The 22,356-nt window shown below is 49.1% G+C and carries 29 protein-coding genes and 1 pseudogene; 9 read left to right on the top strand and 21 right to left on the bottom strand.

Going from position 1 to position 22,356, the window contains the following annotated elements; translation table 11 throughout:
- Window positions 1–41 precede the first annotated feature (41 nt).
- The 9 genes from ACYIA1_RS05580 to ACYIA1_RS05540 form a co-directional block, all read right to left on the bottom strand.
- Window positions 42–2,459: a GumC family protein gene (locus ACYIA1_RS05580; protein ID WP_349967810.1), complete on the bottom strand. Its 2,418-nt coding sequence runs from the start codon at window positions 2,457–2,459 to the stop codon at window positions 42–44.
- A gap of 16 nt (window positions 2,460–2,475) precedes the next feature.
- Window positions 2,476–3,267, bottom strand: a complete 792-nt coding sequence (locus ACYIA1_RS05575) for a polysaccharide biosynthesis/export family protein (RefSeq protein WP_259012331.1) — start codon at window positions 3,265–3,267, stop codon at window positions 2,476–2,478.
- Window positions 3,268–3,280: 13 nt separating this feature from the next.
- Window positions 3,281–4,402 carry an MraY family glycosyltransferase gene (locus ACYIA1_RS05570; protein ID WP_259012329.1) on the bottom strand — a complete coding sequence of 374 codons (1,122 nt, stop codon included), beginning with the start codon at window positions 4,400–4,402 and terminating at the stop codon, window positions 3,281–3,283.
- Between the two features lie 62 nt (window positions 4,403–4,464).
- On the bottom strand, window positions 4,465–5,025 hold the full coding sequence (locus ACYIA1_RS05565; RefSeq protein WP_011967227.1) for a UpxY family transcription antiterminator: 561 nt from the start codon (window positions 5,023–5,025) through the stop codon (window positions 4,465–4,467).
- 779 nt (window positions 5,026–5,804) lie between these two features.
- A complete protein-coding gene (locus ACYIA1_RS05560; protein ID WP_259012324.1) occupies window positions 5,805–7,019 on the bottom strand; it encodes a tyrosine-type recombinase/integrase in 1,215 nt (404 codons plus the stop codon).
- A gap of 7 nt (window positions 7,020–7,026) precedes the next feature.
- Window positions 7,027–7,794 (bottom strand): hypothetical protein, encoded by a 768-nt coding sequence (locus ACYIA1_RS05555; protein WP_259012322.1) that lies wholly within the window; start codon window positions 7,792–7,794, stop codon window positions 7,027–7,029.
- A 30-nt stretch (window positions 7,795–7,824) separates the two neighbouring features.
- Window positions 7,825–8,745, bottom strand: a complete 921-nt coding sequence (locus ACYIA1_RS05550) for a relaxase/mobilization nuclease domain-containing protein (protein ID WP_259012320.1) — start codon at window positions 8,743–8,745, stop codon at window positions 7,825–7,827.
- Window positions 8,746–8,749: 4 nt separating this feature from the next.
- Complete coding sequence (locus ACYIA1_RS05545) at window positions 8,750–9,121, bottom strand: plasmid mobilization protein (RefSeq protein WP_480334643.1); 372 nt, start codon at window positions 9,119–9,121, stop codon at window positions 8,750–8,752.
- A gap of 227 nt (window positions 9,122–9,348) precedes the next feature.
- Window positions 9,349–9,843 carry a DUF3408 domain-containing protein gene (locus ACYIA1_RS05540; protein WP_480334641.1) on the bottom strand — a complete coding sequence of 165 codons (495 nt, stop codon included), beginning with the start codon at window positions 9,841–9,843 and terminating at the stop codon, window positions 9,349–9,351.
- A gap of 477 nt (window positions 9,844–10,320) precedes the next feature.
- Here ACYIA1_RS05540 and ACYIA1_RS05535 point away from each other — a divergent pair, with 477 nt between their 5' ends.
- Both ACYIA1_RS05535 and ACYIA1_RS05530 read left to right on the top strand, forming a co-directional pair.
- Window positions 10,321–10,632 (top strand): helix-turn-helix domain-containing protein, encoded by a 312-nt coding sequence (locus ACYIA1_RS05535; protein ID WP_004295307.1) that lies wholly within the window; start codon window positions 10,321–10,323, stop codon window positions 10,630–10,632.
- Window positions 10,633–10,676: 44 nt separating this feature from the next.
- On the top strand, window positions 10,677–11,000 hold the full coding sequence (locus tag ACYIA1_RS05530; protein ID WP_004295308.1) for a helix-turn-helix domain-containing protein: 324 nt from the start codon (window positions 10,677–10,679) through the stop codon (window positions 10,998–11,000).
- A gap of 338 nt (window positions 11,001–11,338) precedes the next feature.
- On the opposite strand, the gene ACYIA1_RS05525 is transcribed toward ACYIA1_RS05530, so the two are convergent.
- From ACYIA1_RS05525 to ACYIA1_RS05515, 3 genes are read right to left on the bottom strand one after another with little or no spacing between them, the layout of a single operon-like run.
- Window positions 11,339–11,518 carry a hypothetical protein gene (locus ACYIA1_RS05525; protein WP_480334639.1) on the bottom strand — a complete coding sequence of 60 codons (180 nt, stop codon included), beginning with the start codon at window positions 11,516–11,518 and terminating at the stop codon, window positions 11,339–11,341.
- Window positions 11,519–11,522: 4 nt separating this feature from the next.
- Window positions 11,523–11,915 (bottom strand): hypothetical protein, encoded by a 393-nt coding sequence (locus ACYIA1_RS05520; RefSeq protein WP_004295310.1) that lies wholly within the window; start codon window positions 11,913–11,915, stop codon window positions 11,523–11,525.
- A 31-nt stretch (window positions 11,916–11,946) separates the two neighbouring features.
- On the bottom strand, window positions 11,947–12,507 hold the full coding sequence (locus tag ACYIA1_RS05515) for a sigma-70 RNA polymerase sigma factor region 4 domain-containing protein (RefSeq protein WP_151850995.1): 561 nt from the start codon (window positions 12,505–12,507) through the stop codon (window positions 11,947–11,949).
- 324 nt (window positions 12,508–12,831) lie between these two features.
- On the opposite strand from ACYIA1_RS05515, the gene ACYIA1_RS05510 reads away from it, so the two are divergent.
- Window positions 12,832–13,083: a hypothetical protein gene (locus ACYIA1_RS05510; RefSeq protein ID WP_237471067.1), complete on the top strand. Its 252-nt coding sequence runs from the start codon at window positions 12,832–12,834 to the stop codon at window positions 13,081–13,083.
- A 373-nt stretch (window positions 13,084–13,456) separates the two neighbouring features.
- Here the strand turns inward: ACYIA1_RS05510 and ACYIA1_RS05505 are convergent, their stop codons facing one another.
- The 7 genes and pseudogenes from ACYIA1_RS05505 to ACYIA1_RS05475 form a co-directional block, all read right to left on the bottom strand.
- Window positions 13,457–14,056 carry a GNAT family N-acetyltransferase gene (locus ACYIA1_RS05505; RefSeq protein WP_004295313.1) on the bottom strand — a complete coding sequence of 200 codons (600 nt, stop codon included), beginning with the start codon at window positions 14,054–14,056 and terminating at the stop codon, window positions 13,457–13,459.
- A gap of 5 nt (window positions 14,057–14,061) precedes the next feature.
- A complete protein-coding gene (locus tag ACYIA1_RS05500; protein WP_004295314.1) occupies window positions 14,062–14,229 on the bottom strand; it encodes a hypothetical protein in 168 nt (55 codons plus the stop codon).
- Between the two features lie 33 nt (window positions 14,230–14,262).
- A pseudogene (locus ACYIA1_RS05495) lies at window positions 14,263–14,743 on the bottom strand (hypothetical protein).
- Window positions 14,733–15,980 (bottom strand): site-specific integrase, encoded by a 1,248-nt coding sequence (locus ACYIA1_RS05490; RefSeq protein ID WP_005835714.1) that lies wholly within the window; start codon window positions 15,978–15,980, stop codon window positions 14,733–14,735. Before ACYIA1_RS05490 ends, ACYIA1_RS05495 begins: the two are co-directional and overlap by 11 nt.
- A 256-nt stretch (window positions 15,981–16,236) precedes the next feature.
- Window positions 16,237–16,500, bottom strand: a complete 264-nt coding sequence (locus tag ACYIA1_RS05485; RefSeq protein WP_157304492.1) for an AAA family ATPase — start codon at window positions 16,498–16,500, stop codon at window positions 16,237–16,239.
- Window positions 16,452–16,838 carry an AAA family ATPase gene (locus ACYIA1_RS05480; protein WP_157304490.1) on the bottom strand — a complete coding sequence of 129 codons (387 nt, stop codon included), beginning with the start codon at window positions 16,836–16,838 and terminating at the stop codon, window positions 16,452–16,454. The genes ACYIA1_RS05485 and ACYIA1_RS05480 overlap by 49 nt, the downstream gene beginning before the upstream one ends.
- Window positions 16,839–16,900: 62 nt before the next feature.
- Complete coding sequence (locus ACYIA1_RS05475; protein ID WP_480334635.1) at window positions 16,901–17,263, bottom strand: hypothetical protein; 363 nt, start codon at window positions 17,261–17,263, stop codon at window positions 16,901–16,903.
- A 194-nt stretch (window positions 17,264–17,457) separates the two neighbouring features.
- Here ACYIA1_RS05475 and ACYIA1_RS05470 point away from each other — a divergent pair, with 194 nt between their 5' ends.
- From ACYIA1_RS05470 to ACYIA1_RS05445, 6 genes are all read left to right on the top strand, one after another.
- Window positions 17,458–18,027 carry a BT4734/BF3469 family protein gene (locus ACYIA1_RS05470; protein WP_211737952.1) on the top strand — a complete coding sequence of 190 codons (570 nt, stop codon included), beginning with the start codon at window positions 17,458–17,460 and terminating at the stop codon, window positions 18,025–18,027.
- A gap of 36 nt (window positions 18,028–18,063) precedes the next feature.
- Window positions 18,064–19,902 (top strand): DUF3987 domain-containing protein, encoded by a 1,839-nt coding sequence (locus ACYIA1_RS05465; protein ID WP_122378630.1) that lies wholly within the window; start codon window positions 18,064–18,066, stop codon window positions 19,900–19,902.
- A gap of 96 nt (window positions 19,903–19,998) precedes the next feature.
- Window positions 19,999–20,205: a DUF4248 domain-containing protein gene (locus ACYIA1_RS05460; protein WP_005857347.1), complete on the top strand. Its 207-nt coding sequence runs from the start codon at window positions 19,999–20,001 to the stop codon at window positions 20,203–20,205.
- A 321-nt stretch (window positions 20,206–20,526) separates the two neighbouring features.
- Window positions 20,527–20,847, top strand: a complete 321-nt coding sequence (locus ACYIA1_RS05455; protein WP_480334632.1) for an HU family DNA-binding protein — start codon at window positions 20,527–20,529, stop codon at window positions 20,845–20,847.
- A 257-nt stretch (window positions 20,848–21,104) separates the two neighbouring features.
- Window positions 21,105–21,200, top strand: a complete 96-nt coding sequence (locus ACYIA1_RS05450) for a smalltalk protein (protein ID WP_480334630.1) — start codon at window positions 21,105–21,107, stop codon at window positions 21,198–21,200.
- A 19-nt stretch (window positions 21,201–21,219) separates the two neighbouring features.
- On the top strand, window positions 21,220–21,666 hold the full coding sequence (locus ACYIA1_RS05445; RefSeq protein ID WP_057326510.1) for an N-acetylmuramoyl-L-alanine amidase: 447 nt from the start codon (window positions 21,220–21,222) through the stop codon (window positions 21,664–21,666).
- A 32-nt stretch (window positions 21,667–21,698) separates the two neighbouring features.
- Here ACYIA1_RS05445 and ACYIA1_RS05440 read toward each other — a convergent pair whose 3' ends face one another.
- Both ACYIA1_RS05440 and ACYIA1_RS05435 read right to left on the bottom strand, forming a co-directional pair.
- Window positions 21,699–22,184: a DUF6169 family protein gene (locus ACYIA1_RS05440; RefSeq protein ID WP_048928433.1), complete on the bottom strand. Its 486-nt coding sequence runs from the start codon at window positions 22,182–22,184 to the stop codon at window positions 21,699–21,701.
- The gene (locus tag ACYIA1_RS05435) at window positions 22,156–22,305 is read right to left on the bottom strand and encodes a hypothetical protein (RefSeq protein ID WP_005862749.1); all 150 of its coding nucleotides are present in this window, start codon (window positions 22,303–22,305) and stop codon (window positions 22,156–22,158) included. The genes ACYIA1_RS05440 and ACYIA1_RS05435 overlap by 29 nt, the downstream gene beginning before the upstream one ends.
- Window positions 22,306–22,356: the final 51 nt, after the last annotated feature.

Below are 22,356 nucleotides of genomic sequence, written 5' to 3'. Positions count from 1 at the left end.
ATTTGAAATACCATTTTTTTAATTATTTGATAACCAGCTATTTACCCCCCCCGTTTTTCATCGGAGCCATAGTGGTATCCCGAGCCGTAACCGTAGTGGTAACCATACCGATAGCCGTAACGGTATCCGTAGTGGCCACCGCTTCCCTCGGTTCCATTCAGGATCAGGGACATGTTCTTGTATTTTTTCTCCTCGTAAATTTTCTCCAGTTCAGCAAGCATACTCCGTTCAAGCAATCCTGCACGAACTACGAAAACGGTACGGTCTGCCAGCTTCTCGATAATCTGCGTGTCGGCCACTAATTCGATGGGCGGACAGTCGATCAGCACATAGTCGTATTGCCCCCTTACGGTATCTATCACCTGCTTCAGGCGTTCATCGAACAATAGTTCCGTTGGGTTGGGAGGAATCGTCCCCACGGGTAGTATATCCATAGATTTTTGCTTCGGATCGGATACGATGATTTCGTTCAGGTTATCGATACGGCCTCCCAGATAGTCGCTCAATCCCCTAGCAGGAGAGTCGATATAGGATGACGCAGATCCGTGGCGCAGGTCACCGTCGATTACCAGCACTTTCTTCCCTTTGATGGCAAAGCTCACGGCGATGTTCATGGTCAGGAACGATTTGCCGCTGCCCGGATTGAACGAGGTCACGATAATGACATTCGATGTCTTGTCCTTGTCGGCCATAAACTCCAGATTGGTACGCAATACGCGGAATGCCTCGTTGATGATGTCACGGCTACCCTCCTTGACGACAACAGCCTTGACTTCCTGTGGTTTCTTTCCGAATATCCCTTTCTTCTTTCTTGTGAATAGTGGAATCTCGCCGATGAATGGCACGGTCACGCTCTCTAGGTCTTTCCTTCCCCGTACACGGGTATTCATGTTCTCGCGCGTAAAGATGATGACTACCGGAATAAGCAACCCTAGAGCGAATGCGACCATAAAGATGTTTTTACGCACAGGGGATGTCGGCAACATGCTACCGTGCGGTGGGGTGACAATGCGGGTATTGTAGGCCGTGAAAGCTTGCGAGAGTTCGTTCTCTTCACGCTTCTGCAACAGGAACAGGTAAAGAGCCTCCTTTACCTTCTGCTGGCGTTCCACCGAAAGCAGGTATTTGGCCTGTGTAGGGTTGGCCGCTATACGTGATGTTGTCTGTTGCTCCGTTTGCCGCAAACTTTTTATCTGCGAATTCAAGGTTACTATTTGATTGTCAATAGAGCTGATTATCGCCCCACGCATGGATGCCAAAGCCAGATCCATATCCACGACCAGTGGATTTTCCGTGCTGCTGTTCGCAACCAGGCTGTTGCGCTGCAACAGTTGTTTGTTGTATTCGGCAATCTGCGATTCAATATTGGCGCTTTCAATGCCGGAGTTGGCCGGAAGCAGTTGGGTACGGTTGGCATCGTTGGCTAAATAGTTCCGGATGTAACGGGTCATGTAAAGCTGGTTGTTCAAGGTCAGAATCTGTGCGTTTGTCTGGCTGCTCTGGGCCATATACATGCTTGATGCCGCCTGCACGTCGGGCAGCAGGTGTTCTGACTTGTAGGAGGAAATATCCTCGTCCACGTTTCCCAACTCCTGTTCAATCACGCCCAAACGTTCATTGATGAACATCGAGGTGCTGACGGCGATCTGGTTCTTGTCCTTCACCCAGTTCTCGTTATAAACGGAAATCAACATGCTCAACATATCCTCCGCCCGTTGTGTGGAATTATCCTTGAATGACAGGTCTATAACCGACGCTTTCTCGTTATTCAATGAAACGGACAGATTGGATGAGCAGGAGTTTACAGCGTTATACAAACTGGATTTGCCTACATACAATGTATATGCCTCGCCTTTCACGTAATTGGGTGTTGTACGAATAATGATTTTCCCCAATGGCGTAGTGATGGAGTCAAGCAAGCTTCCCTTTATATCCTTTTCGTCAAGATCCGTCCCGTTACGTATAAAGTCGGATAGGAATAACGTGCCGTCCGGCTGTACTTCCAGCGTAAAACCGGCTGATTCATTTTCAGGCAAGTCACTTATCGTTACATCCACTGGTAATGTCAGTCCATAGGCCACCTGGCGGTGGAATTTACCTGGAACGAAGTAATTCATATCCAAACGTAACCGTTTAACTACCTCGGTCATTAAAGCCGGCGACTGAAAGGTGATGAGTTCATTATTCACGTTGGTACCGGATTGGAACAACCCAAACTCCGAGAAGGATTCCAAATCCGAGGAAACCGACTTGCCCTTGGAATCCTCCTTGATCAATACCGAAGCGGTACGTGTATATACGGTAGGGGTGCGTAACAGATAGGCGGTAGCGGCACCGATTGTTACCGCTAAAGACAGGACAAACCACTTCCATCTTGCGAGGCATAGGTATAACAGATCCTGTATCCGCAGGAAATCATCCTGCTGTCCCGGTTTTACATTCTTTTGATTTACGGTCATCATATCTGATTCTATATTATTTTACAATCAACACGGCAATGGTGGTCAGTAACGAGGCCAATGACATCCAGAAAGAAGCTGAACGGACGTTATTGCCGTTGACAGTCGCCTGCCGTGCTTTCATCGAGTTGGGTTCCACATAAACGATATCGTTCTGTTGTAAATAATACACAGGAGAGGCATAAAGGTTATATCCTGAATTCAAGTTGACCTGATATAAGGTCTTTTTGCCGTTTTCCTCCCGTTGTACCAGCACGTTCTCCCGTTTCCCATAGACGGTAAGATCCCCGGCCATGCTTAAAGCGTCCAAGAGCGTCAGCTTGTCCTTGTCGATATTGAAACGTCCAGGGTTGGCAACCTCACCCAATATTGAAACGGTCAGGTTCATGAACTCCACTGTAACAACGGGGTCTTTCACGAGATTCTTTGAAACCAGTTCTTCTTTTATATACGAGGCAATCTCCTCGCGTGTCATTCCTGCTACATGGATGTTCCCCAACACTGGAAAATCGATGTCTCCGTTCTTGTTTATCGTATATCCCGATATCCCCTGGTTATTGGATGTTCCCGATTTCGTACCGATCTGTCGGGATATGATCGGAAGATTGAAAAGATCCATCAATAAGGGGTCTTTGCTGTTGACCAATATCGAGACCTTGTCTTCGGGACGTACCCGGATTTCCAGCGAGTTCAAGACTTGCTCTGCGGTACCCGGTTTCAAGTCTGTGAAATAAGCGACTTTCGGCGTGGCACATGATCCCAACAGAAGGGTCACGGTCAATAAGAATAAAATGTATCTGATTTTCATATTTAATTGATTTTTATTTGTTGGTCTCCTGTCCCGACCGAAGTTGTCCGATAGATTTTGTCAGCCTAATGTTGGCGAGAGTCCATATCAGAATATCGAGCAGCACGATCCAGTTTACATCGAGATAAAGGGACAGAAGAATATTAAACAATATGAATATGGTTGACACGGAGATAATGGTAATCATGGCATTGCGCTGCTTTATTCCGAGAGCAAGCAGCTTATGGTGGATGTGGTTCTTGTCCGGCAGGAACGGGTTCTTCCCGTTGCGTACCCGATGCAGGTAGACCCGGACCACATCGCAGCATGGAACCAGCAAGGGTGAGAAGGCCAGCACCATCGGATGTACATTTCCTGTATTATCGTCTAGACCGCACATGGTCAGTTTGAGACTGAGGAAACAGAGCATCATGCCAACGGTCAAACTGCCGGTGTCACCCATGAAGATCTTCCTTCCGTGCTCGGCGTTCCCGAAAACATTGTAATAGAAGAACGGTACCAACACTCCCAATGTGGCGAACGCCAGTATGGCATAGACATGCTGGTGGAGCATGAAAAAAGTCAGACCGTAAAACAGGCAGGCGACACTGCATAGCCCGGAAGCCAACCCGTCAATGCCGTCGATCAGGTTGATGGCATTGATGATGAAGACCACGATTAAAATGGTCAAAGGATACCCCAGCCATAACGGAACCGCATGAATACCTAGGATGCCGTGCAGGTTATTGATATATATTCCACCGGCGATAAGCATCACGCCACACAGGATCTGGATGACAAACTTGGCACGATAACGGATACCAATTAGGTCATCGGCCATGCCGACCAGATACAGTACCATGATGGAGCAGAAAGCAAAAGCCAAAGGCCGTACATTGTTTCCGATTTCAGACAACATTTCCGAATGCCCCAGTGCCATATTGATTCCCAGTAACAAAGCTATGGTGAAAAACACGACCGGTTTGAACGCGATACCACCCAATCGGGGCACCGCACAATGATGTATCTTCCGTTCATCGGGAAGGTCGAACAGCTGTTTGCGAAAAGCGATTAGCAGAATCTGGGGAATGACGATACCCGCACAGAGAACACAAAGCAAAAATGCCAGTGAACAATTTACAATCCAAAAATACATATATTCAGATATTGTTTTTTATTTGCGTAAAACCGTGAATGAGGATTCCAGACTTTTCCATATCAGGAAATGACTTCAATCAAATCGGGATGAACCTCAGCCGATATCCCCATAATCCCCTCAAGCATCACGACCACTCGGCGGTTGCGTTTCCCTTTTACCCGCATAAACACACCCTTAACTCCATCAAGCTTGCCGCCGTGGATACATACACGGGTACCTTTCCGTACGTCGATTTCATCCGGCTTATAATAGGCCGTATCCTTCTCATACAGGGAAGCTATTTGGATGAAACTGTCCATCTGGTCGTCTGGCACGGTGATATATTCCATACCCGTGCTTTTTTTCCACATGGCGAATTGCAGGAAGTTGTACCGTTTCTTGAATTCGGTGATCTGCGAATGGCTGGCGTGGACGAAAACCAGACTCGGTATGACCGGCACCAGCCTTGTCGACTTCACCCCGTGATAGGTCTTTACGGCGTAATGTTTCGGAATGAAATATTCCAGACCGTATTCCTTGTCCTTCAGCCTGTCCTCCGCCATTTTCTCATTCTTGTAGGCGCGCATGACGAACCAGCGGACCTGCTTTTTTTCTTCCACCGTAGAAAAACTCATACCCATATTGCCGGGATTATTTTATAGGTGAGGATATACCCCTAGTTCATGCCAATTCGTATATTGGTATGTATTACAACGGATTACATTTCCTTTATTCATAATATCCACTATCAGTCCCATACTTTTGACAAAGTGTACAGACCTCATTTCCGAGGCTTCTGCCGCTACTTCTCTTGGCAAGAGAAATATCCGGGGATCATATTTTACGTAACTGGTTGACGGACAGATAGAAATACGGAACGGCATTATGGTACTTATCCGACATATGTTAAGCAAATACACTCTGTATGAATGTTTTGGTTAATTTTATCACCCGTTTTCTATTGTTTTTTCAATATTTTACGTAACTTTGCACATTGTAATATTTCTCTTGCCAAGAAAACGAGCCGTATGCTCAACAATTTTTATTGTATTACAAAACGCCTTCAAAAATCCATTTTTAAAAACATCCGGTTTTAAATTGTCAATAAGAATATCTCCAACGGTATCCTGCCGCTATATTGACAGTTCATGGATTTTTTCCGGTACTTTTCTTTTTAAGAGAAATATCGGGAAGGGATAGCATCTGACAATCAGAATCATATATGAATCCTGAAAGTGATCTGTTCAACAATCATACCGGTATTTGAAACATTTTCCTTTGGAGAAAACAATTTTTTATCATACGGACGGGTGCTTTCCCATATTTTGATTATCTTTGCAATGTGTAATATTTCTCTTAAAAAGAGAAGCAGGAACGGCACAGCCTTTGTCCGGTATTCTGCGTGCCGCATCCGTCCCCGTTATAAGGATTTGAGTATGATGTCGTTTGCCTTGTCCACTTGTGAGGTATCCAGCGAGGCGAGGTAGATTCTGGTCGTGTTTTCCGAATCATGTCCCATCGCCTCGCTGATGGTTGCCAGCGGCACATTCTTGCTTCTGGCAATACTCGCCCATGCATGTCGGGCTACATACATGGTGAGCGGCATACCGAGCCCGAGCCGTTTCCCAAGTTCCTTGAGTTTTCCGTTGATGAAATGCGCTGCGCTCCTGTACTGCCGCACGGCATCCTTGGCCGTATCCCTGATGACCGGAAAAAGGTAGGGGCTGTCATTGTGGCCATACCTGTCTAGGATCTCCTGCATGGGCTTCTCCCATTTAATGGACAGACGCCGGCCGGTCTTCCGCCTGCGGTAGGTCAGCACGCCGCTCTTCAGATCAGCCTTTTTTAGGTAGGCGATGTCGACGAACGACATGCCCCGGGTATAAAAGCTCAGCATGAACATGTCCCTGGCGTATTCCATGCCCGGGGAAAGACGCAGGTCCAGGTCACGTATCATGCGGACCGCTTTCAATGGAACAGCACGTTTTACGGTCTTGTCTATTCCGGTGTAGACATGCTTGAAAGGGCTGCGCTGTACCGTCAGTTCCCTGTCCACCGCACGGTTGTAGACGGCACGCAGGTTCCGCATGTAATAGGAGGTGCTGTTCGGACATATCCCCTTATCCTTCAGCCATGCCTCGTATTCCAGCATGAGGGTGGAGCCGATATCCTCCAGCGGGATGTCGCCGTCCCTGCCCCGGAAGTGCGTGAAGCTGTTCAGTACGGTGGTGTACCTCTCGGCGGTGCGCTTCTTGCCGACACGCTCCAGTTCCTCCACGAGCCTCTTTCCGAAGGCCATGAAATTATGGCTGTCCTCAAGGGGCGGGTTGTGAAAAAGTTCGACAACCCTGCCGGCGGGATAGGTATCGCCGGAACGTTCCAGTCCGGCAATGATACTTTCCAGACGGCGGATGTCTTTTTCCATCCGCTCCTTTAACGCAAGCAGGAGGCTTCTTCTGGAATCACCGGATACCGGCAGTATGATTTCCGACGTGCGTCCGTCCCATTCCGAAGGGAACAGCCTGTAACCGGTGTTTATCTGGCGCGCTACCCTTTCGTGGATGACCTGGAAATAGAGCGTCCCCTCCCTGCCTTCCACGGACGAGGATCTGAATTTGGTTTTGATTGTTGCCATAGTGCAGTCATTTTGAATTAGGATTGTCCAGTTGCTTCCTGATTTCCTGTGCCTCTCTGAACAGCCGGTGCGCCAGACTGTCCTTGTAGGCCGCCATTTCATGGTTACGGATGCGGTTCCTGACCGAATCCTCAAAAGCGGTCACCAGCCTTTCCACACGCCGGATCTTTTCCTCGTCCCGCTCGATGGTGAAATGCTTCTCCAGGAAGGCGATGTCGGGATCATCCCCCGGCAGACAGATCCTGATGGCACGGTATTTCAAATCGGCATCCTTCAAAAGCCGGTTCGTGCGGTACTGGTTGCAGTTGGCCCAGACGGAAACGACCAGTGTTAGGATCAGTGCTGAAGCCGTCGTTACCACCGCCTTGGATGCGCTCTCCAGACGGCAGGTCACCAGTTTGTGTACCGGTTCCTTTTTCAGCAGGACCATTCTCTCATCCAGCCGTCTCACCGTCTCCTTTACAGCTTGGCAGTCTTGACTCAGGCAGTATCTAGTCTTTTCCATCTCCCCGGCAAACGTTTCGGCAGACAACGGCCTGCCTTCCGACAACCGGGCAGTATGGCTACGTACCGCTGCTATTTCCGAACTGTTTTTCTCCACCGCGGATTGCAGGCGTTCCAGACGGGCCTTCAGTTCCGCAATCCATTCCGCAGATGAGGTACGGCTCCCAACCGTGGGGTTTGCACCTTCCATGGACAATGCCCCCACTTTCTTCTCAATCCTTTCAAGGCATCCGTAGATACCTTCCAGATAGTTTTCCTTGTTCTCTTTCATTGACATAAAAATTAACGTTATACATATGGTTCATAGACTCCTTCCTCTTTTGCGTTTCTTCTTCCTTCTCAGGCGTTCCGCCTCCCGCTCGTCCTCACTTGGCGCAGCCGGCGGCATAAACCGGCTTCCGGTACCGGTGACCTCAATCAGATTACCAATAGCAAAACCATGGTTTTGTTCATGCCACGGTTGCATTCGGGAAACATCATTCTCCTGAGCCACGGCATGGTTACGTTCCAATGCCGTATCTAGCCTTGACCAGCTGAAACTGCGGTCAATCTCACTCCCCTTGAATGACTGGTTATCCTTGATAAAGCGGATGCCCTGCACTTCATTAGTATTTCCCTTGTACTTGAATTCCATTTCCACGCCCATTTTTAAGAGCTTATTTTGAAATTCCTTCCATGTATCTGCACTCCTCAAAGCTTCCTTAACCGCACGGTATATCTCGTATTTCACCCTTTCGGAAGCGTGCAGCTTTTCCGTTTTAACGGCCTGTTTGCCTTCGGAATAAGTAAGCGAATACTTGTCCTTGAGCATTTTTGTCACTTTCTCGTTGCGCCTGAAATCGTTGCTGTCGGAAATCACCTTCCCGTCAAAGTCCACCCGGTTGAAGACGATGTGGCAGTGCGGGTTGTCCGTCCCGTGATGCCTCACCACGATGAACTGCGTGTTCCGTATTCCCATCAGTTCCAGGTATTCCCCCGCCAGCCTTGCCATAAACGCGTCGGTCAGCCTCGGTGCGTCCTCCGGCTTGAAGCTGAGCGCAATGTGTCCCACCGGTTTCGCCACGTCCGGATTCAGCAGGCATTGCCACCGGAAACTTCGCGCCATCTCTTCTGCCGTTCCCAGCAGCACGCCTTCAGAGGCGATGATTTTTGCGTCGTCCTTCTGCGTCACGTAACGTATACAGCCGCCGAACGAGCGGCCTTTTTTGATCTTCCCTATCATGAGGCTATCCTTCTTTAGGTCTGTAATCATCCATGATCCGCTTCAGCTTTTCCAGCAGCCCCTCTATCAGCAACCTTGTCCTGTAAAAACCTGTCTGGTGCGAGAGCTTTGTCAGCTGGTTCAGGTTGTTTGCCATTCCCGCCAGGCTGCGCAGCAGCACGTTCTCTTCAGGCGTATGCCTTGCCGTCACGGTGGCCGCCAGTGCCGCCTCCCTGATATAAACCGCCAGACTCCGACCGGACTTCCCTGCCCTGAACCTGAGAGCCTCGTAGCTGACGGGGGAGAACTTCACTGTCACTCCCCTGGTCAGCTTCCGCGTCCTGCCCAGTGCCGGACGGCCGCGTTTTTTCTTCATCCCATTCACATCCTTTGTCATATGTTTTTCTTTTTCGTCCGTACTTCTTTCATTCCAAAATCTGCGACCGGCGGGAGTAGATCCGTCCTCCCTGCAACCACCGGGCGCGGGGAGCAAGGGTTTTCGGGAATCCGGAAACATAACCTTGCTCCCCCCCACAGAAAAATCCCCCCGCATTTTCCACATTGAAGCGGGTACACAGGGGACTGTGCATACATCGGGTATACTCCACGCCCGGTAACAGGCTGTCAGATTTTTCTCCACTGCTCGATGTCCTCACGGTAGGCGGCAAGATGCTCCCTGGCAAGGTTCTCCAGCAGTCCGGAAACGCTCATGCCACGCCCACCGAGCCTGCGGACGATGGCGTCCAGTTCGTCCCTCACATCCTCACTGACGAACACCGTCTTGCGATTCCTAATCTTCGGGACGGTGAGGTATGTTTCTCGGTACTCCTCCAGCGAGGCCCTACGCTGCCTGCCGCTCGTCCTTTTTCTCACGGGGTCTTCCGGTTCCGGCGGGGTGTCCTTTCTTCCCGCTTCCCCGGACACTTCTTCCGCAACGGCCCCGGATGGAATCACCGGTTCCGCATCCGTACCGGCGGATTCTCCCAAACCGGGTTCCATCATGAGTCTTTCCCACCACTCGTCGTGGCCGGGTCCGGGACTACGGCCGTTCTTTCTGTCTGCGGCTTCGGATACCGCCGTTTTCTTCCCTTTCGTTTTTTCAGTCGGTTCACTTTTCATTGTACATGGATTTTAGATGGTTGATACTGTGGGCACAGTCTACCCGTTTGCCCGATTGTCGGAAGCAAATAAAACGATAATAACAAGTGCTGTGAAACGGACGGGTCCGATTGGCGGGGTTTGCCGTGTTATTCATATTGTTGGATCAGTCTGACGGTGATGACTTCACAAATATACGCACCGGAAATTTCCCACTCTTCGGGAACGGATCTGAACGTCTGTTTACTAAAAGCAAATGAATGTTAAAATCCGATTCCCATGACATCTGATGACATATAATGACATCTGATGAAGGGGCGGAACCATATCCGGGAACAATCATTTACTTTGCGGATGAAACAAGTACGCATATGGTGTCAAAGGTAGTCATCCTGTCTTGAAATTCAGGATGTTCCGCCGGGATTCACTAAATTGCGGAACGGAATCCGGATCCGAAAAGAGAATGAAACAGATGTCAAACCTGAAATTACAGTGATTATGGAAATAGTGAACATTGAGGCAAGGACCTTCGAGGCGATGCTCTCGGCCTTCCGGACGTTTGCGGACCGGCTGGACACCCTTTGCCGGCTGTACGGCGACATGGAGGAGAAGAAATGGCTGGACAACCAGGAGGTGTGCCTGCTGCTGAAAGTCAGCCCGAGAACCCTGCAGACCCTCCGTGACAACGGCACGCTGGCATACACACAGATCTGCCACAAGACATATTACAAGCCCGGGGACGTGGAAAGTATCATCCGGATAGTGGAGGAGCGCCGCAAGCGGGCTGAAAGTATGGGAAGGTCGATCTGAAAGGCCATGAAAAACGAATGTCGAACAAAAAAAAAGATCAAGTCATGATGAATACCGATAACCGTCTGCTCACTCGTGAGAGCAGCGAGCATATAAGAGAGTTCTTCTCCACCGTCGAACGTCTCTCCGTTTCCATGGAGCGTCTCTTTGCCGGCAGGTCACCGGCGATGGCGGGCGAGAACTTCTATACGGACCGCGAACTGGCTGAAAAGCTGAAAGTGAGCCGCCGCAGCCTGCAACAGTACCGTGACAGCGGTCTGCTTGCCTTCACCCGGCTGGGCGGCAAGATACTGTACCGTTCTTCCGACATCGAGAAGCTGCTTGACGGCTGCTACCGGGAGGCGAGAACCAGGCCGGAGGAACTTTAGAAAAGTTCCGTACGGGATCGTGAATGAAGGGGCGGTCGGTTGTCATACCGGTCGCTTCTTCATTTTCTTTCCACCGGATGAACGACTTTAATTTGCCCGTAAAATACTTATACACAGAGTGTTTCTCTTTATGAATTATGATCCGGTGACAACATTGGCATAACATGGCGGGACATGGAAACATTTTTCCGATATGGCAATAAGATACGGGGATTCCATTATAAAAAAAGACTCTTATTTTATTATGTCATTATGTTATTCTGAAATTGGGGCGGGCCGTTCGTGTACCGGTGGGACGATCCGTTCCCGTAATGGCGGCACATTCCGTACTGGTATCATTATCCTCCGGCAATGCCGTTTCCCGGTCTTTTCGGAGTGACCTTATGCCGGTCGGTGACAACCGCATGTCCGTGTGTAAACATGGCGGCGCATAAAAACAGGCACATCCTCCAGGCTCCTGTCCCGTCGGATGCGCCTGTCTCCGTCATGTCATATACAGCCGGACTCCTCCGGTCCATGCCTCTATCTCAGTATCGGGTTCGAGAGCAGTATCTTGTAATAGGCCACCCCGCCAATCTCTACCGGCATCCTCGCCATCATGAACTGCACGCTCTTCCTCTCCACCTTCGCCTGCCGCATGAGTCTCTGCACGATAAACCCCGCCGAGAACCTTGCGCATCTTTTGTCCTTCCAGACAATGAACCCCTCGCTGTCATCAGCCCGGCAGATGTACCAGTCATCCGTCTCGTCGTCGTGGGCGAAGTTCACCCGTCCGCCACCGAGGATTCCCAATTCGATTGACATCGTCTTTGACAGATAGACGGTCCCCCTGCTGTCAAGGTTGATGGTCCGCTTTCCCTTGTATGTGACTTCCTGCGGACGGGAGTTTTCCCTGTTGTATACTATCAGTGCCATAACTTTCTTACTTTTCCGTTAAACAAATTTTTCAATACATGAAGCTTTCCACCGCCAGCATCTGACTTCTCCATGCGAAACCGCTGTGGGTACGTACCGCGTCCACTATCCTGCATACTTTCTGCGATATGGCCGATGCCGAGATACCCATGCATTCCGCCAGTGCCTTGAACGAGAACTGCGCCTCATAGAACCTGAGCATGAACATCCGGTACTCCTCGTAGGAGAACTTCTGCCTTACGAAACGCAGTATGTCTCTTACCAGCCGCTCGCACCCGTTCAGGTCGTCCTCGGAAAGGAATTTTGCCTCTTCGCCACATCGGAGGAAGAAATCATCTTCAGGGTGTGCATACCGGTTCTCCCTTTTAATCTTTACCAGGGCCGCCTTTTTGTAGCATCCGATGAAATACGCGTCATAGTCCGTTATGTTCTTTCCGGGAACCAGCACCTGCCTTCTTACGAAAAGGTAGGTGTCATGGAAATTGTCCTCGTCCAGCATTCCGTACCGGCGTAACGTCCTTCTCAACCTGTCATAGGATTTTGTGAACCACTCGTTGAACAGTCTTTCCTTTTCTGCGCTCTTGTCTGCCATACTTATATTTTTTGAGTCGTTATACATGGCCTACACGGGTAGGCATTCTTATTTCTTGTGCTTCCTCCAGTTTGTTTTTCGGCGGTCTCCGGCAAGGCTTGCCGTGAAAAAATACACTCACGCGAAGCGTGAGGAAGATTTTTTCACGAGCAACCAGCCCGAAGGGCCGCCTTGCGGGACCGGCCTGAAAAACAACTATTTTTGCCGCAAGAAATGAGGATGACGGATTACTTCCTTCTATCTATTGTCTGTCCGATGAGAATTTAAAATTCCATGCAGCTTTTCTGTCTTCAGTATGTTTGGAGAAATATTCAAGGATATGAAATGAGAACGGCAATACGTGATATTGCGGAAGGAGCAGATATGGGATTGGAAACAGGAAGCGTACCCGGGCTTTCATGCAGTTTATACGGCGGTGTTGATTTTGGGGAGGATTACAGGGAAGTGACAGGAAGGTCGGCCGTTCCGGAGAAATTGTATGTGTACGTTGTTCCTTCCGAAATACGGAGTCTTTTAAAATCATGGAAGACCTCATTCGGGAATGTGTCTCGATATTTGCCTGAGACAAAATTATAAGTCACCTATTCATGGATAAGTATTTGGAATATATCAACGACATGCTACGATGCGATAAAGAGAATCGGAACGGCAGACTGAAACTCGCAATCTGCTGATAATGCGAACTATTCTAAAACAAGTGTGGAAAACTTGAAGACATCCGACGGAAAACCTTGAAAAAAGAAGAACCGGACAAAGTCTCCGCCTTCAAAATAATGCTCTATATTTATGCCACAGGTGCGGCATTACTTGTCATTCCGGATTGGCTGCCCATGAAATCCACCGCCCGCCATCAAGAAAACGGCCGGTGCCATATGGCAGGTAATCGTAGCGACAGCCCGTCTTTGGAACCCGTTGTCACCCTAAAGGATTTTACTGATATATTATTATGTCAGTCCTTTTTCAAATCAAAATACAGCAAACGGGTTTTCAAAGGTTCATCTTGCGGAATATCATAATATTGCTTTTCTATCACGTCTGTTTTATAGAGTGGAACGAAACCGTTTCTTTCATAATACCTGAGAATCTTTTCCTCATTGTATGCATCCACCACGATAAAACGGCAGCCTGTCTTGTTGTCCTCATGACGGAACCAGTCTTTTATGAAAGCCATCAGTTGCCGTCCTACGTGGCTTGATGTACCCTGATATTCCAAGTTGACCCCCAGTCTTCCTATCAGCACGGCCGGATAGCTGCGTCCACGTTTAGGATTTACAATATTGCGTTGCAGCCTATTTTTATCATTGGGGGATATTAATCTGGTCTTGATACTGTCATTGGACAAGGTAAACAAGGCCACAATACGATGCGGGATTTCAGTCGTCACCCAACAATATGTTTTCCCAAGGAGTTCATCCGCATACAGATCGGCATCATTGAGAAAAAAATCATCAAGGTCATTCTCGCCACAAGTGAAAGGAAGGCAATTCCTCCGTACTTCCTTGTTATAGGCAAGCATGACACAATCATCATATAAAGAAATACCGTCCATTGCTGTTAATTGAACCGGAATGAACGGGATTTCTCCAATACTTTTCGCAACCGTTTCTTTGCCTCCACTGATAACCGAGGTGTTACCTTTGCGGCGTTCTTGTCTGCACTGCGTACGAAATCTTCCGCCGTAACGCCCTCCAAAACCGGAATGTTCTTGATAGTTATAGCCATAATATTATTTTTTGCAAAAATACAACTTTGTTGTTATACAGCCAAATAATAACCCGTCTTCCACTCTTTTTTCCGGAATGTTCCTCCATATCCGGAAAAGTCTGTGTCACGCCGCCCGTTGCGACAAGCCGTTTCTACCAAGGAAATGGCAGGCAATACCGGCACGTGGATATGGGCAAAACAACCCGCATATGCAATGCAGAGGGAGCAGGAGAGCCTTCACCACAGCCGGAGAGGAAAGCGGTCTCATGCCGGGGTACGGCATGAAAAGGGGCTCCCGGACAGTTCTTTTCCTTGTCGCACATGCACTACGTCGGTCGCAGTTTTCGCCTTCTGAATCCCTCTTACGTCCGTCCCTGCGCTTTCGGAGCGTTTTTCTGGCAGAAAATTTCACCATGCGGAAATTTTCTGCCGGAAACCGAAGGGAAAACGCGGAGTCCCGCAGGGACGGACGAACTTTGATGAGGAAGGGGAAAATCGTCCGTTTCATAAATACCATTTCCTCAGATGGCATCGCATATTTCCTTCTCCATCTTTTCCAGCTTATGGGACAGGATTTCCATGTCGCTGCTGATCTTCTGGTTGGTTATTCGGGCATATATCTGGGTGGTTTTCAAATCCGTATGCCCCAAAAGACGGCTTACGGTCTCGATGGGTACACCGTGCGAGAGCAGCACGGTGGTGGCGTTCGTATGCCGGGCAACATGATAGGTCAGCCGTATCTTGAAACCGCACTGCCTGCCAAGTTCCTTCAATATGGTGTTGCATCTGCCGTTGCTCGGTACCGGAAATACATGACCGTCCTTGGACAGCCCCTTATACTTCTCTATGATGCGCTTGGGCACGTCCAGCAGGCGGATGTTGGACTCGGTGTTTGTCTTGCGACGGCGGGTGATGATCCAGAGGTTGCCGTCGAAGAAGGTCTGGAGCCGGTCGGTCGTCAGTGCCTTCACGTCCGCGTATGCCAGTCCGGTGAACACGGAGAAGATGAAGAGGTCGCGTACCAGTTCGCAGGTCCCGCTTTTCACCGGGGTCTCCATCAGTGTCTGTATCTCACGCTCCGTCAGGTAGCCCCGGTCAACGCTCTCGGGGGAATTGATGTACCCGGCGAAGGGGTTGAAGGGAAGCGCACCGCTGTTGCGGGCGATGGAGATGACGTGCTTGAGCCCGATCATGTAACCCCATACGGTATTGGTGCGGCATTTCTTCTCCGTACGCAGGAAATACTCGAAGTTGTTGATGAAGGTCAGGTTGAGTTCCTTCAGGGGGATGTCGTCACGGCGGTATACTTTCGGGACGAACTCGCAAAGGTGCCTGTATATGGTACGGTAGCGGTTGTATGTTCCCTGCACGCGGCTGTGTCCCACTTTCTTGATGAACTCCTCGTTGTGCTGCTCGAAGAGCTTCAGTAGCGTCTCGCGTTTCACGCCCAGCCCGAGGCAGGCGTCCCTCAGCCTGGCGGCGGTGACATAGCCGTCGGACTGCATCAGTTCCTGGTAACGGCGGTTCACGTCCACGCGTATCCGGTCAACCGCCGCATTGATTTTCTGCGCCTCGGCGCTCTTGCCCGTGGCACGTGCCGTTTTCACGTCCCAAAGTTTCGGGGGCACGTCCAGCTTGCAGCTGAACTGCTTGATTTCGCCGTCCACCGTAAGACGGCACATTAGGGGGAGATAGCCGTTGGCTCTCTCGCTGCCCTTCTTCACGTAGAAGAGGATTTTGAAAGTCGATCTGCTCATACTCGTTTTCATACTTTTTTGATCGTTACAAAGTTAATATCAAGCGAGTTGTCCTCAGGTATGAAAAACTGTGCAAATTACTGAAATAGAATCTATTGTGCCGTTTCTTGTTCCTGTTATATCAGTAACGATATGGGAACTGAAGTCTTTCGCAGCTTTTAGCGGACCTCCTTTTTCAGCTTATGCAGTATTATGAGTTAAACACCTAACCACTTAATAGACTGCATTCTTGCTGTATTATCATCAACCTTGCTTTTTCTTGCTGCGTTTACTTTATTATATCCTCCATATAAACAACTTTATCCCCCCATCCTGTTCCAAACATGCTTGGTGAATGGGTAGCAATGATGATTTGACAGAAAGGATTTATCTGACGCATCCTATCTATTATCTCTCTTTGCCACCTAATATGTAATGAAATTTCAAGTTCATCCATAAATATGATAGCCGGTTTCTTGTCTAATAAAAATACTTTCAGCAAAATCAGCAACAATTGTTTCTCTCCGGAAGATAATTGTTCCAGATGAAGCACGTCTCCAGCTTGATGAAAGTATTCAGTTCTTGCATTAATGGACTTTCTGATTTGCGCTTATCGGCTATAGGAGTGTCGAATGTGCGAAGATAGACTAACGGATAAGTTTCCGTATTAAGAGGTACACCCTGAATCTCCTGATATTTATACTTTCTTAGTTCTTTCGTATCATTGGTATAATAAGCATACATGATATTCATCAATGTAGTCTTTCCACTGCCATTAATTCCAACCAGCACATTGACATCGGGATTAACATTCAACCAGTCCACATTTTTATGCCCCCATAATCCTTGCAAGGAAAACGATCTTATGTATGTTTTACAAGAATCTTTCATCCTTTTTATTTTGAACAATTCCACACTACAGATATAACACATTTCCGGCAAACCATCAACCATCAATCACAAATCCCCCTCTCTTTCTCCACCCTCTCCCGCACCTTCCCCGATAGCGGATAGCTCAGCTCCAGTATCCGGCTGCGGGAACATCGGAGTTCATTTCGCTCGGGCTCACGCTCCTTCTCCGGGAAATGGAAGGACACCAAGTGGAGGAAGGTGGCGTAGACACGGTCTAGTGATTCCAGCCGCAGACTGCCATCCGGATGGCTTGGACTCAACTTCGACAGTGTGTGGCGGCTGATACCCAAGAACACGGAAGCGTCTCGCACGGAGGACAGACCCCAACGATCCAAGATGAGGCATACCTCGAAGGACGCCACACGAATCCAAGGGTTCAGATCCGAGCTTTGCGGTTCGATCATTACGTCTCAAGGGGGAAATCTCTCCATGGTGAAACGCTAAGACCTTGAAGAAACATTAAAATAGGTTATAATACTCTTAAATTGGCGCACCCATGAGTGCGCCACCCACAAATTCAAAGGCTATATCTTTACCTGCGATCCGAAGCGAAAGCCTTGGATCATCATTGTTTAAACCTTATTAAAAAACAAACACAATGAAAGAATCCATCATGTCTTTTTACAACGCTCCGATTACCAATCAAGTGCCAAACGGAGTGGTCAGTATCGACCAATTGTACACCTACGTCAGCACCAATGAATGGCTACGGGAACGGACGGACCGCACACGTGTCGCACTGGACGACGAGAAACGGTTCAGGCAGTTGAAGCAAAGCCTCCTGCCCTATGTCACGCCCGCCGGGGTATTCTCCTACCGAAAGGAGGACCGGTTGCTTTTTCCCTCGGGTGAACTGGTTATCGATATCGATCATCTCGCCTCGCCCGAGGAGGCTTGTACGTGGCGAGACACGCTGTTCGCCGACGAGCGGCTACGCCCCGACCTCGCCTTCATCAGCCCCAGTAACACAGGCGTAAAGCTCTTCGTGCCTTATCGTTTGTCCGTTACCGCCACGATCGAGTGGGCCTTCGACGAGGCACGACGATCGGCTTGGGAATACCTTGAGTGGAGATACGGACTGAAAGCCGATACCTCAAACGCCGACTTGTCAAGGGCTTGCTTCCTCTGCCACGACTCTTTAGCCAAGCTGAGAAATCGTGGCAATTGAAAATTGAGAAATGAAAATTGAAAATTATATATTACCATGAACACTATTCAAGATTTAGAGCGGCTCGTGGCCGCTATCGAGAAACAGGGGGCGAACGTCGCTCCCACCTATCAAGAGTATATGCCGCTGGCCTTCGCTATCGCCAACGATTGCGGCGAGGCGGGACGGTCGTTGTTCCATCGCATCTGCCGTATCTCGGAAAAGTATGTGTCCGACGAGGCGGACAGACTCTTCGACCACGCCCTCAAAGGGGGTAACGGACGAAACGGAATCGGGTCTGTCTATCACTGGGCAGAGACCGCCGGCGTGAAACTCGACAAGCAACTGGCCGGTACCGCCCGGAGCTACGCCGGGAAACAACCCGAAACTTGCGAACTTGCAAACTTGCAGCCCTCTCATCCTCTCACACACACCTGCGCACATGAGGCGTACATTAATATGCCCGTCTTCGGAAACTATGATTGGCCCCCTTTCTTGAACCAGCTCATCGACTGCGGTGACTCCCCGGCGCAACGGGATATCCTGCTGCTAGGTGCCGTCACCGTACTAGGCGCTACCCTCAACAAGCACTTGCGCATACTCTACGGACGTAAATACCATTATCCCTGCCTGCAAACCTTCATCGTGGCGCCTCCCGCCTCGGGAAAGGGGGCGCTCACTTGGGTACGCCACCTAGCCGAACCGATCCACGAGGCAATGATGGAGGAATTCAAATCCCTACGCAAGGAATACCGGCTGGAGAAGGCACGGTGGGGTTCCCTAGGCAAGGAGCGGGCGAAAACCCCTGAGCCGGAAGAGCCAAGGCCTAAGATGTTCCTGATCGCCGGCGATAATTCCGGAACGGGCGTATTGGAGAATCTGATAGAGGCGGACGGCGTGGGGCTGATCTGCGAGACCGAGGCGGATACCGTCAGCACCGCTATCGGCACGGATTACGGCCATTGGAGCGATACCTTGCGCAAATGCTACGATCATGACCGACTAGCCTTTAACCGGCGTATGAATCATGAGTATCTGGAATGTATGAAATCTTTTCTCAGTGTCTTGTTAAGCGGGACACCGGCACAGGTGAAACCGCTCATTCCCTCGGCCGAGAACGGATTGTTCTCACGCCAGATGTTTTACTATATGCCCTCCATCACCGAATGGGTAAACCAGTTCGACCTGTCCGATGAGGATTATGATTCCCGGTTCACCGGATGGGGCAAACAGTGGAAGACGTTCATCGAGTGGCTCGGCGCTTCCGTGAATCTCATTCAGCTCAAGCTGTCCGAAGAGCAAAAAATCCGTTTCAACGAACGTTTCGCGCAACTTTTCGGCCATGCGGGTTTCACGCATGGGGGAGCCATGAGAAGCACCGTGGCACGTATCGCCATCAACATCTGCCGAATCCTAAGCGTGGTGGCCCTGCTACGAGCCACGGAAAAACTCCTCCCGCCACACAAAACAATTTTCAATTCTCAATTCTCCATTTTCAAATGCCCCGGTCTCTCCCCTTCCGATGACATACCGGAAGAGAATGTCCGAGACGGTATCGTACCGAAACTGGACCTGACAGCGACAGAGGCTGATTTCGAGGCCGTGCTCAACCTCACCGAGCCTCTTTACCGGCACGCTTGCCATATCCTGTCTATCCTGCCCGCCACCGACGTGCAACAACGGGAACCTACTCCTCAAGAGGCGCTATTCGATGCCCTCCCCCTCGCCTTCAACCGCCAAGAGGCGCTTCATGAGGCAAAGAGGATCGGCATGGGTACCGATACCCTAGATTCTCACTTACGGCGTATGCTGGAAAAGGGCGTGATCCAAAAGAACGCACGGGGTGAATATATATTCACGGCCAAACAACGCCAGACACCCCAATCCCCTTTATAATGTACATGTATGTGTGTGAGGTATGGAACCGACCGCAAGTTTGCAAGTTCACAAGTTTCATTTTCCCAGATTCATAATCCATAAACAATAAATCAAATGTCCTTACCATTAAGAAAGTCCGCACTGGCGGCATCCTATTTCCCGGAACTGGCCTCCCATCAAGCCTGCAACCGTCTACGCCGCTGGATCATCCGATGCACGGAGCTGTACGACAAGCTGCGGGAGACGGGCTACCGCCCCGAGCAACGTATATTCACGCCACGACAGGTGGGGTTGATCATCCACTACCTCGGAGAACCGTAAATTAGTTGACAGGTGACAAGTGGCAGTTGCGCACAGCGGTGAATTAACTGTCACTTGTCAACTATCAACTAGAACGCCCATCCAAGGCCCCTTACAATGCCCATTCAAAGAGTCTTACAATGCCTATCCAAAGGGGCTTACGATGGGCAGCGTAGTCCGGCGGCCATTGGCTACCATTATTCATTGTTAATTATTAATTATTCATTATTCATTCCCTAAGGTATCACCCGGCATCACCGCCCCTTACGGCGGCACCTATCTTTGTAACGTTGATCAACAAACAATTAATTTTCTATTATCAACTTTTAATTTTCAATTACCATGCCACAAGCATTTCAAGCACGAAAGTTTTTTATCCCCAAGACGGATCCCAAGCAGGAGGTGTACAAGCCGGTTCCCTATTATTTCGGTACCCTATCCACACAAGACGCGGCCGACCAGATCGCCGAGGAATCCTCGCTCACGAAGGGTGACGTATTGAACGTATTGGATCGTTATCAGCGGTATGTCATCAAGAACCTGCAGAAAGGCTACAAGGTGGAGCTGCTGGGCGAGAAGACTTCGTTGCTCAAGGTGACGATACTCGGGACGCCGGTGGAGGAAGGGGGCGGTTCCGATTCTGAGTCGCCTGATGAGATCTAGTGTCACTTTTGGCTTGACCCAAAAGTAACCAAAAGGTCAAGGCCTCAGCGGACGGGCTACTTCGAGACCTACGCTCGCTGTCGCATCCCAACTCGCTTCGCTCAGACAGGGATGCTCCGGGCGCTCGCTACGGTCTCTTCGCTTGACGCCCGTCCGCTGAGGCCGTCCGAAGGAAAGCCAAGCTTTCCTCTTATATCAGCCGGGATATCATTATTCACTATTCATTATTAATTATTCATCATTCATTATTAATTATCATGAAGAAATCTGTCTGGAGTACCATTATCAAAGTGATCATCGCCGTAGCTACCTCCATCGCAGGGGCACTTGGCATCCAATCCTGTATTCTCTAATTTTCAATTTTCAATTATCATGGGTAAGGCTTATTGTTTCTACCAGAATTACAGGGAGGTCAGACTCCTTGTAATTCATTGCTCGGCCACACGATATGACAGGGATTTTCCCGTGGAGGCGCTCCGTTCATCGCACAAGGCACGGGGATTCGCCGATATCGGCTATCATTTCTATATCACACGGGACGGGAAATTACACCGCTGCCGGCCGGTCAACCAGATCGGGGCGCACGCAGCCGGATGGAACGACAAAAGTATCGGTATATGTTACGAGGGAGGACTCGACGAACAGGGCCGTCCGGCCGATACCCGGACCTACGCCCAGCGCTGTACCTTGATGGATCTGCTACGGCAATTACGAAGGGACTACCCGGAGGCACGTATTCTAGGGCATTACCAGCTTAGCCCCTATATAAAGAAGTCTTGCCCTTGCTTTGACGCAAGGAAGGAGTATGAAACCTTATGAAAGCCATACTATGCCTCCACAAAAAATAGTCGTCATTCATCTATTGGATATAAATTATTCTTTACTAATTCATAGAAGGCTTGAACTAAAACATTACGTTTCGAATTATTTTTATTTAAATAAATAGAAACGTAAAGCAGGTAATCATCTATTTGGGTGGAAGCATCGTATTTTATGATGCTTCCATCATTATAAACAGAATACCATTTAGAGAACAACAATCTGCGCTTTTTTTCTTTGCCATCTAAATTATCACAAACCATTATCATCGCATGGTCGTTCCTTGAGAAGAATATCCGTAATAACGAGACTATGGTCATCGCTATACGATTATCTATCGAATGAGGTCTATCCGACTCCGGCTCTATATTAAAAGTATAGACATTATCAAATGTCGGATGGTATATTGAAAAATCTATAAAATAAGCATGATAAACAATGCCATGCTTAGTCTTAAATGAATAATTCCAATCACTTTCCTCTACTATATCATAAGGGAGTGGCAAACTTGATTCCACGTTGTCGTGCTATTTCTTTTATATCACCTCCCTTTTGAATACATTCTCGAATAATTCGTTTGTCTTCCAATATCTTTTGAAAGACAGACACTGGTCTCATTTCTTTTTTTTTGTTATCCATAGAGGTTTCGTTTTTTATGTTATTAGGCAAAGATAGCTATATTATCTTACA

The organism is Parabacteroides sp. KHUB-02 (genome assembly GCF_056640955.1).
The sequence above is the reverse complement of the archived record's forward strand: the minus strand, read 5'-3'. Positions and strand labels throughout refer to the sequence as shown.

What these genes read in the sequence shown, in the direction of transcription:
- ACYIA1_RS05580 (WP_349967810.1), bottom strand. Translation starts at nt 2,459, where the DNA reads ATGACCGTAAATCAAAAGAATGTAAAACCGGGACAGCAGGATGATTTC.
- ACYIA1_RS05575 (WP_259012331.1), bottom strand. Translation starts at nt 3,267, where the DNA reads ATGAAAATCAGATACATTTTATTCTTATTGACCGTGACCCTTCTGTTG.
- ACYIA1_RS05570 (WP_259012329.1), bottom strand. Translation starts at nt 4,402, where the DNA reads ATGTATTTTTGGATTGTAAATTGTTCACTGGCATTTTTGCTTTGTGTT.
- ACYIA1_RS05565 (WP_011967227.1), bottom strand. Translation starts at nt 5,025, where the DNA reads ATGGGTATGAGTTTTTCTACGGTGGAAGAAAAAAAGCAGGTCCGCTGG.
- ACYIA1_RS05560 (WP_259012324.1), bottom strand. Translation starts at nt 7,019, where the DNA reads ATGGCAACAATCAAAACCAAATTCAGATCCTCGTCCGTGGAAGGCAGG.
- ACYIA1_RS05555 (WP_259012322.1), bottom strand. Translation starts at nt 7,794, where the DNA reads ATGAAAGAGAACAAGGAAAACTATCTGGAAGGTATCTACGGATGCCTT.
- ACYIA1_RS05550 (WP_259012320.1), bottom strand. Translation starts at nt 8,745, where the DNA reads ATGATAGGGAAGATCAAAAAAGGCCGCTCGTTCGGCGGCTGTATACGT.
- ACYIA1_RS05545 (WP_480334643.1), bottom strand. Translation starts at nt 9,121, where the DNA reads ATGACAAAGGATGTGAATGGGATGAAGAAAAAACGCGGCCGTCCGGCA.
- ACYIA1_RS05540 (WP_480334641.1), bottom strand. Translation starts at nt 9,843, where the DNA reads ATGAAAAGTGAACCGACTGAAAAAACGAAAGGGAAGAAAACGGCGGTA.
- ACYIA1_RS05535 (WP_004295307.1), top strand. Translation starts at nt 10,321, where the DNA reads ATGGAAATAGTGAACATTGAGGCAAGGACCTTCGAGGCGATGCTCTCG.
- ACYIA1_RS05530 (WP_004295308.1), top strand. Translation starts at nt 10,677, where the DNA reads ATGATGAATACCGATAACCGTCTGCTCACTCGTGAGAGCAGCGAGCAT.
- ACYIA1_RS05525 (WP_480334639.1), bottom strand. Translation starts at nt 11,518, where the DNA reads ATGGACCGGAGGAGTCCGGCTGTATATGACATGACGGAGACAGGCGCA.
- ACYIA1_RS05520 (WP_004295310.1), bottom strand. Translation starts at nt 11,915, where the DNA reads ATGGCACTGATAGTATACAACAGGGAAAACTCCCGTCCGCAGGAAGTC.
- ACYIA1_RS05515 (WP_151850995.1), bottom strand. Translation starts at nt 12,507, where the DNA reads ATGGCAGACAAGAGCGCAGAAAAGGAAAGACTGTTCAACGAGTGGTTC.
- ACYIA1_RS05510 (WP_237471067.1), top strand. Translation starts at nt 12,832, where the DNA reads ATGAGAACGGCAATACGTGATATTGCGGAAGGAGCAGATATGGGATTG.
- ACYIA1_RS05505 (WP_004295313.1), bottom strand. Translation starts at nt 14,056, where the DNA reads ATGGACGGTATTTCTTTATATGATGATTGTGTCATGCTTGCCTATAAC.
- ACYIA1_RS05500 (WP_004295314.1), bottom strand. Translation starts at nt 14,229, where the DNA reads ATGGCTATAACTATCAAGAACATTCCGGTTTTGGAGGGCGTTACGGCG.
- ACYIA1_RS05490 (WP_005835714.1), bottom strand. Translation starts at nt 15,980, where the DNA reads ATGAAAACGAGTATGAGCAGATCGACTTTCAAAATCCTCTTCTACGTG.
- ACYIA1_RS05480 (WP_157304490.1), bottom strand. Translation starts at nt 16,838, where the DNA reads ATGAAAGATTCTTGTAAAACATACATAAGATCGTTTTCCTTGCAAGGA.
- ACYIA1_RS05475 (WP_480334635.1), bottom strand. Translation starts at nt 17,263, where the DNA reads ATGATCGAACCGCAAAGCTCGGATCTGAACCCTTGGATTCGTGTGGCG.
- ACYIA1_RS05470 (WP_211737952.1), top strand. Translation starts at nt 17,458, where the DNA reads ATGAAAGAATCCATCATGTCTTTTTACAACGCTCCGATTACCAATCAA.
- ACYIA1_RS05465 (WP_122378630.1), top strand. Translation starts at nt 18,064, where the DNA reads ATGAACACTATTCAAGATTTAGAGCGGCTCGTGGCCGCTATCGAGAAA.
- ACYIA1_RS05460 (WP_005857347.1), top strand. Translation starts at nt 19,999, where the DNA reads ATGTCCTTACCATTAAGAAAGTCCGCACTGGCGGCATCCTATTTCCCG.
- ACYIA1_RS05455 (WP_480334632.1), top strand. Translation starts at nt 20,527, where the DNA reads ATGCCACAAGCATTTCAAGCACGAAAGTTTTTTATCCCCAAGACGGAT.
- ACYIA1_RS05450 (WP_480334630.1), top strand. Translation starts at nt 21,105, where the DNA reads ATGAAGAAATCTGTCTGGAGTACCATTATCAAAGTGATCATCGCCGTA.
- ACYIA1_RS05445 (WP_057326510.1), top strand. Translation starts at nt 21,220, where the DNA reads ATGGGTAAGGCTTATTGTTTCTACCAGAATTACAGGGAGGTCAGACTC.
- ACYIA1_RS05435 (WP_005862749.1), bottom strand. Translation starts at nt 22,305, where the DNA reads ATGGATAACAAAAAAAAAGAAATGAGACCAGTGTCTGTCTTTCAAAAG.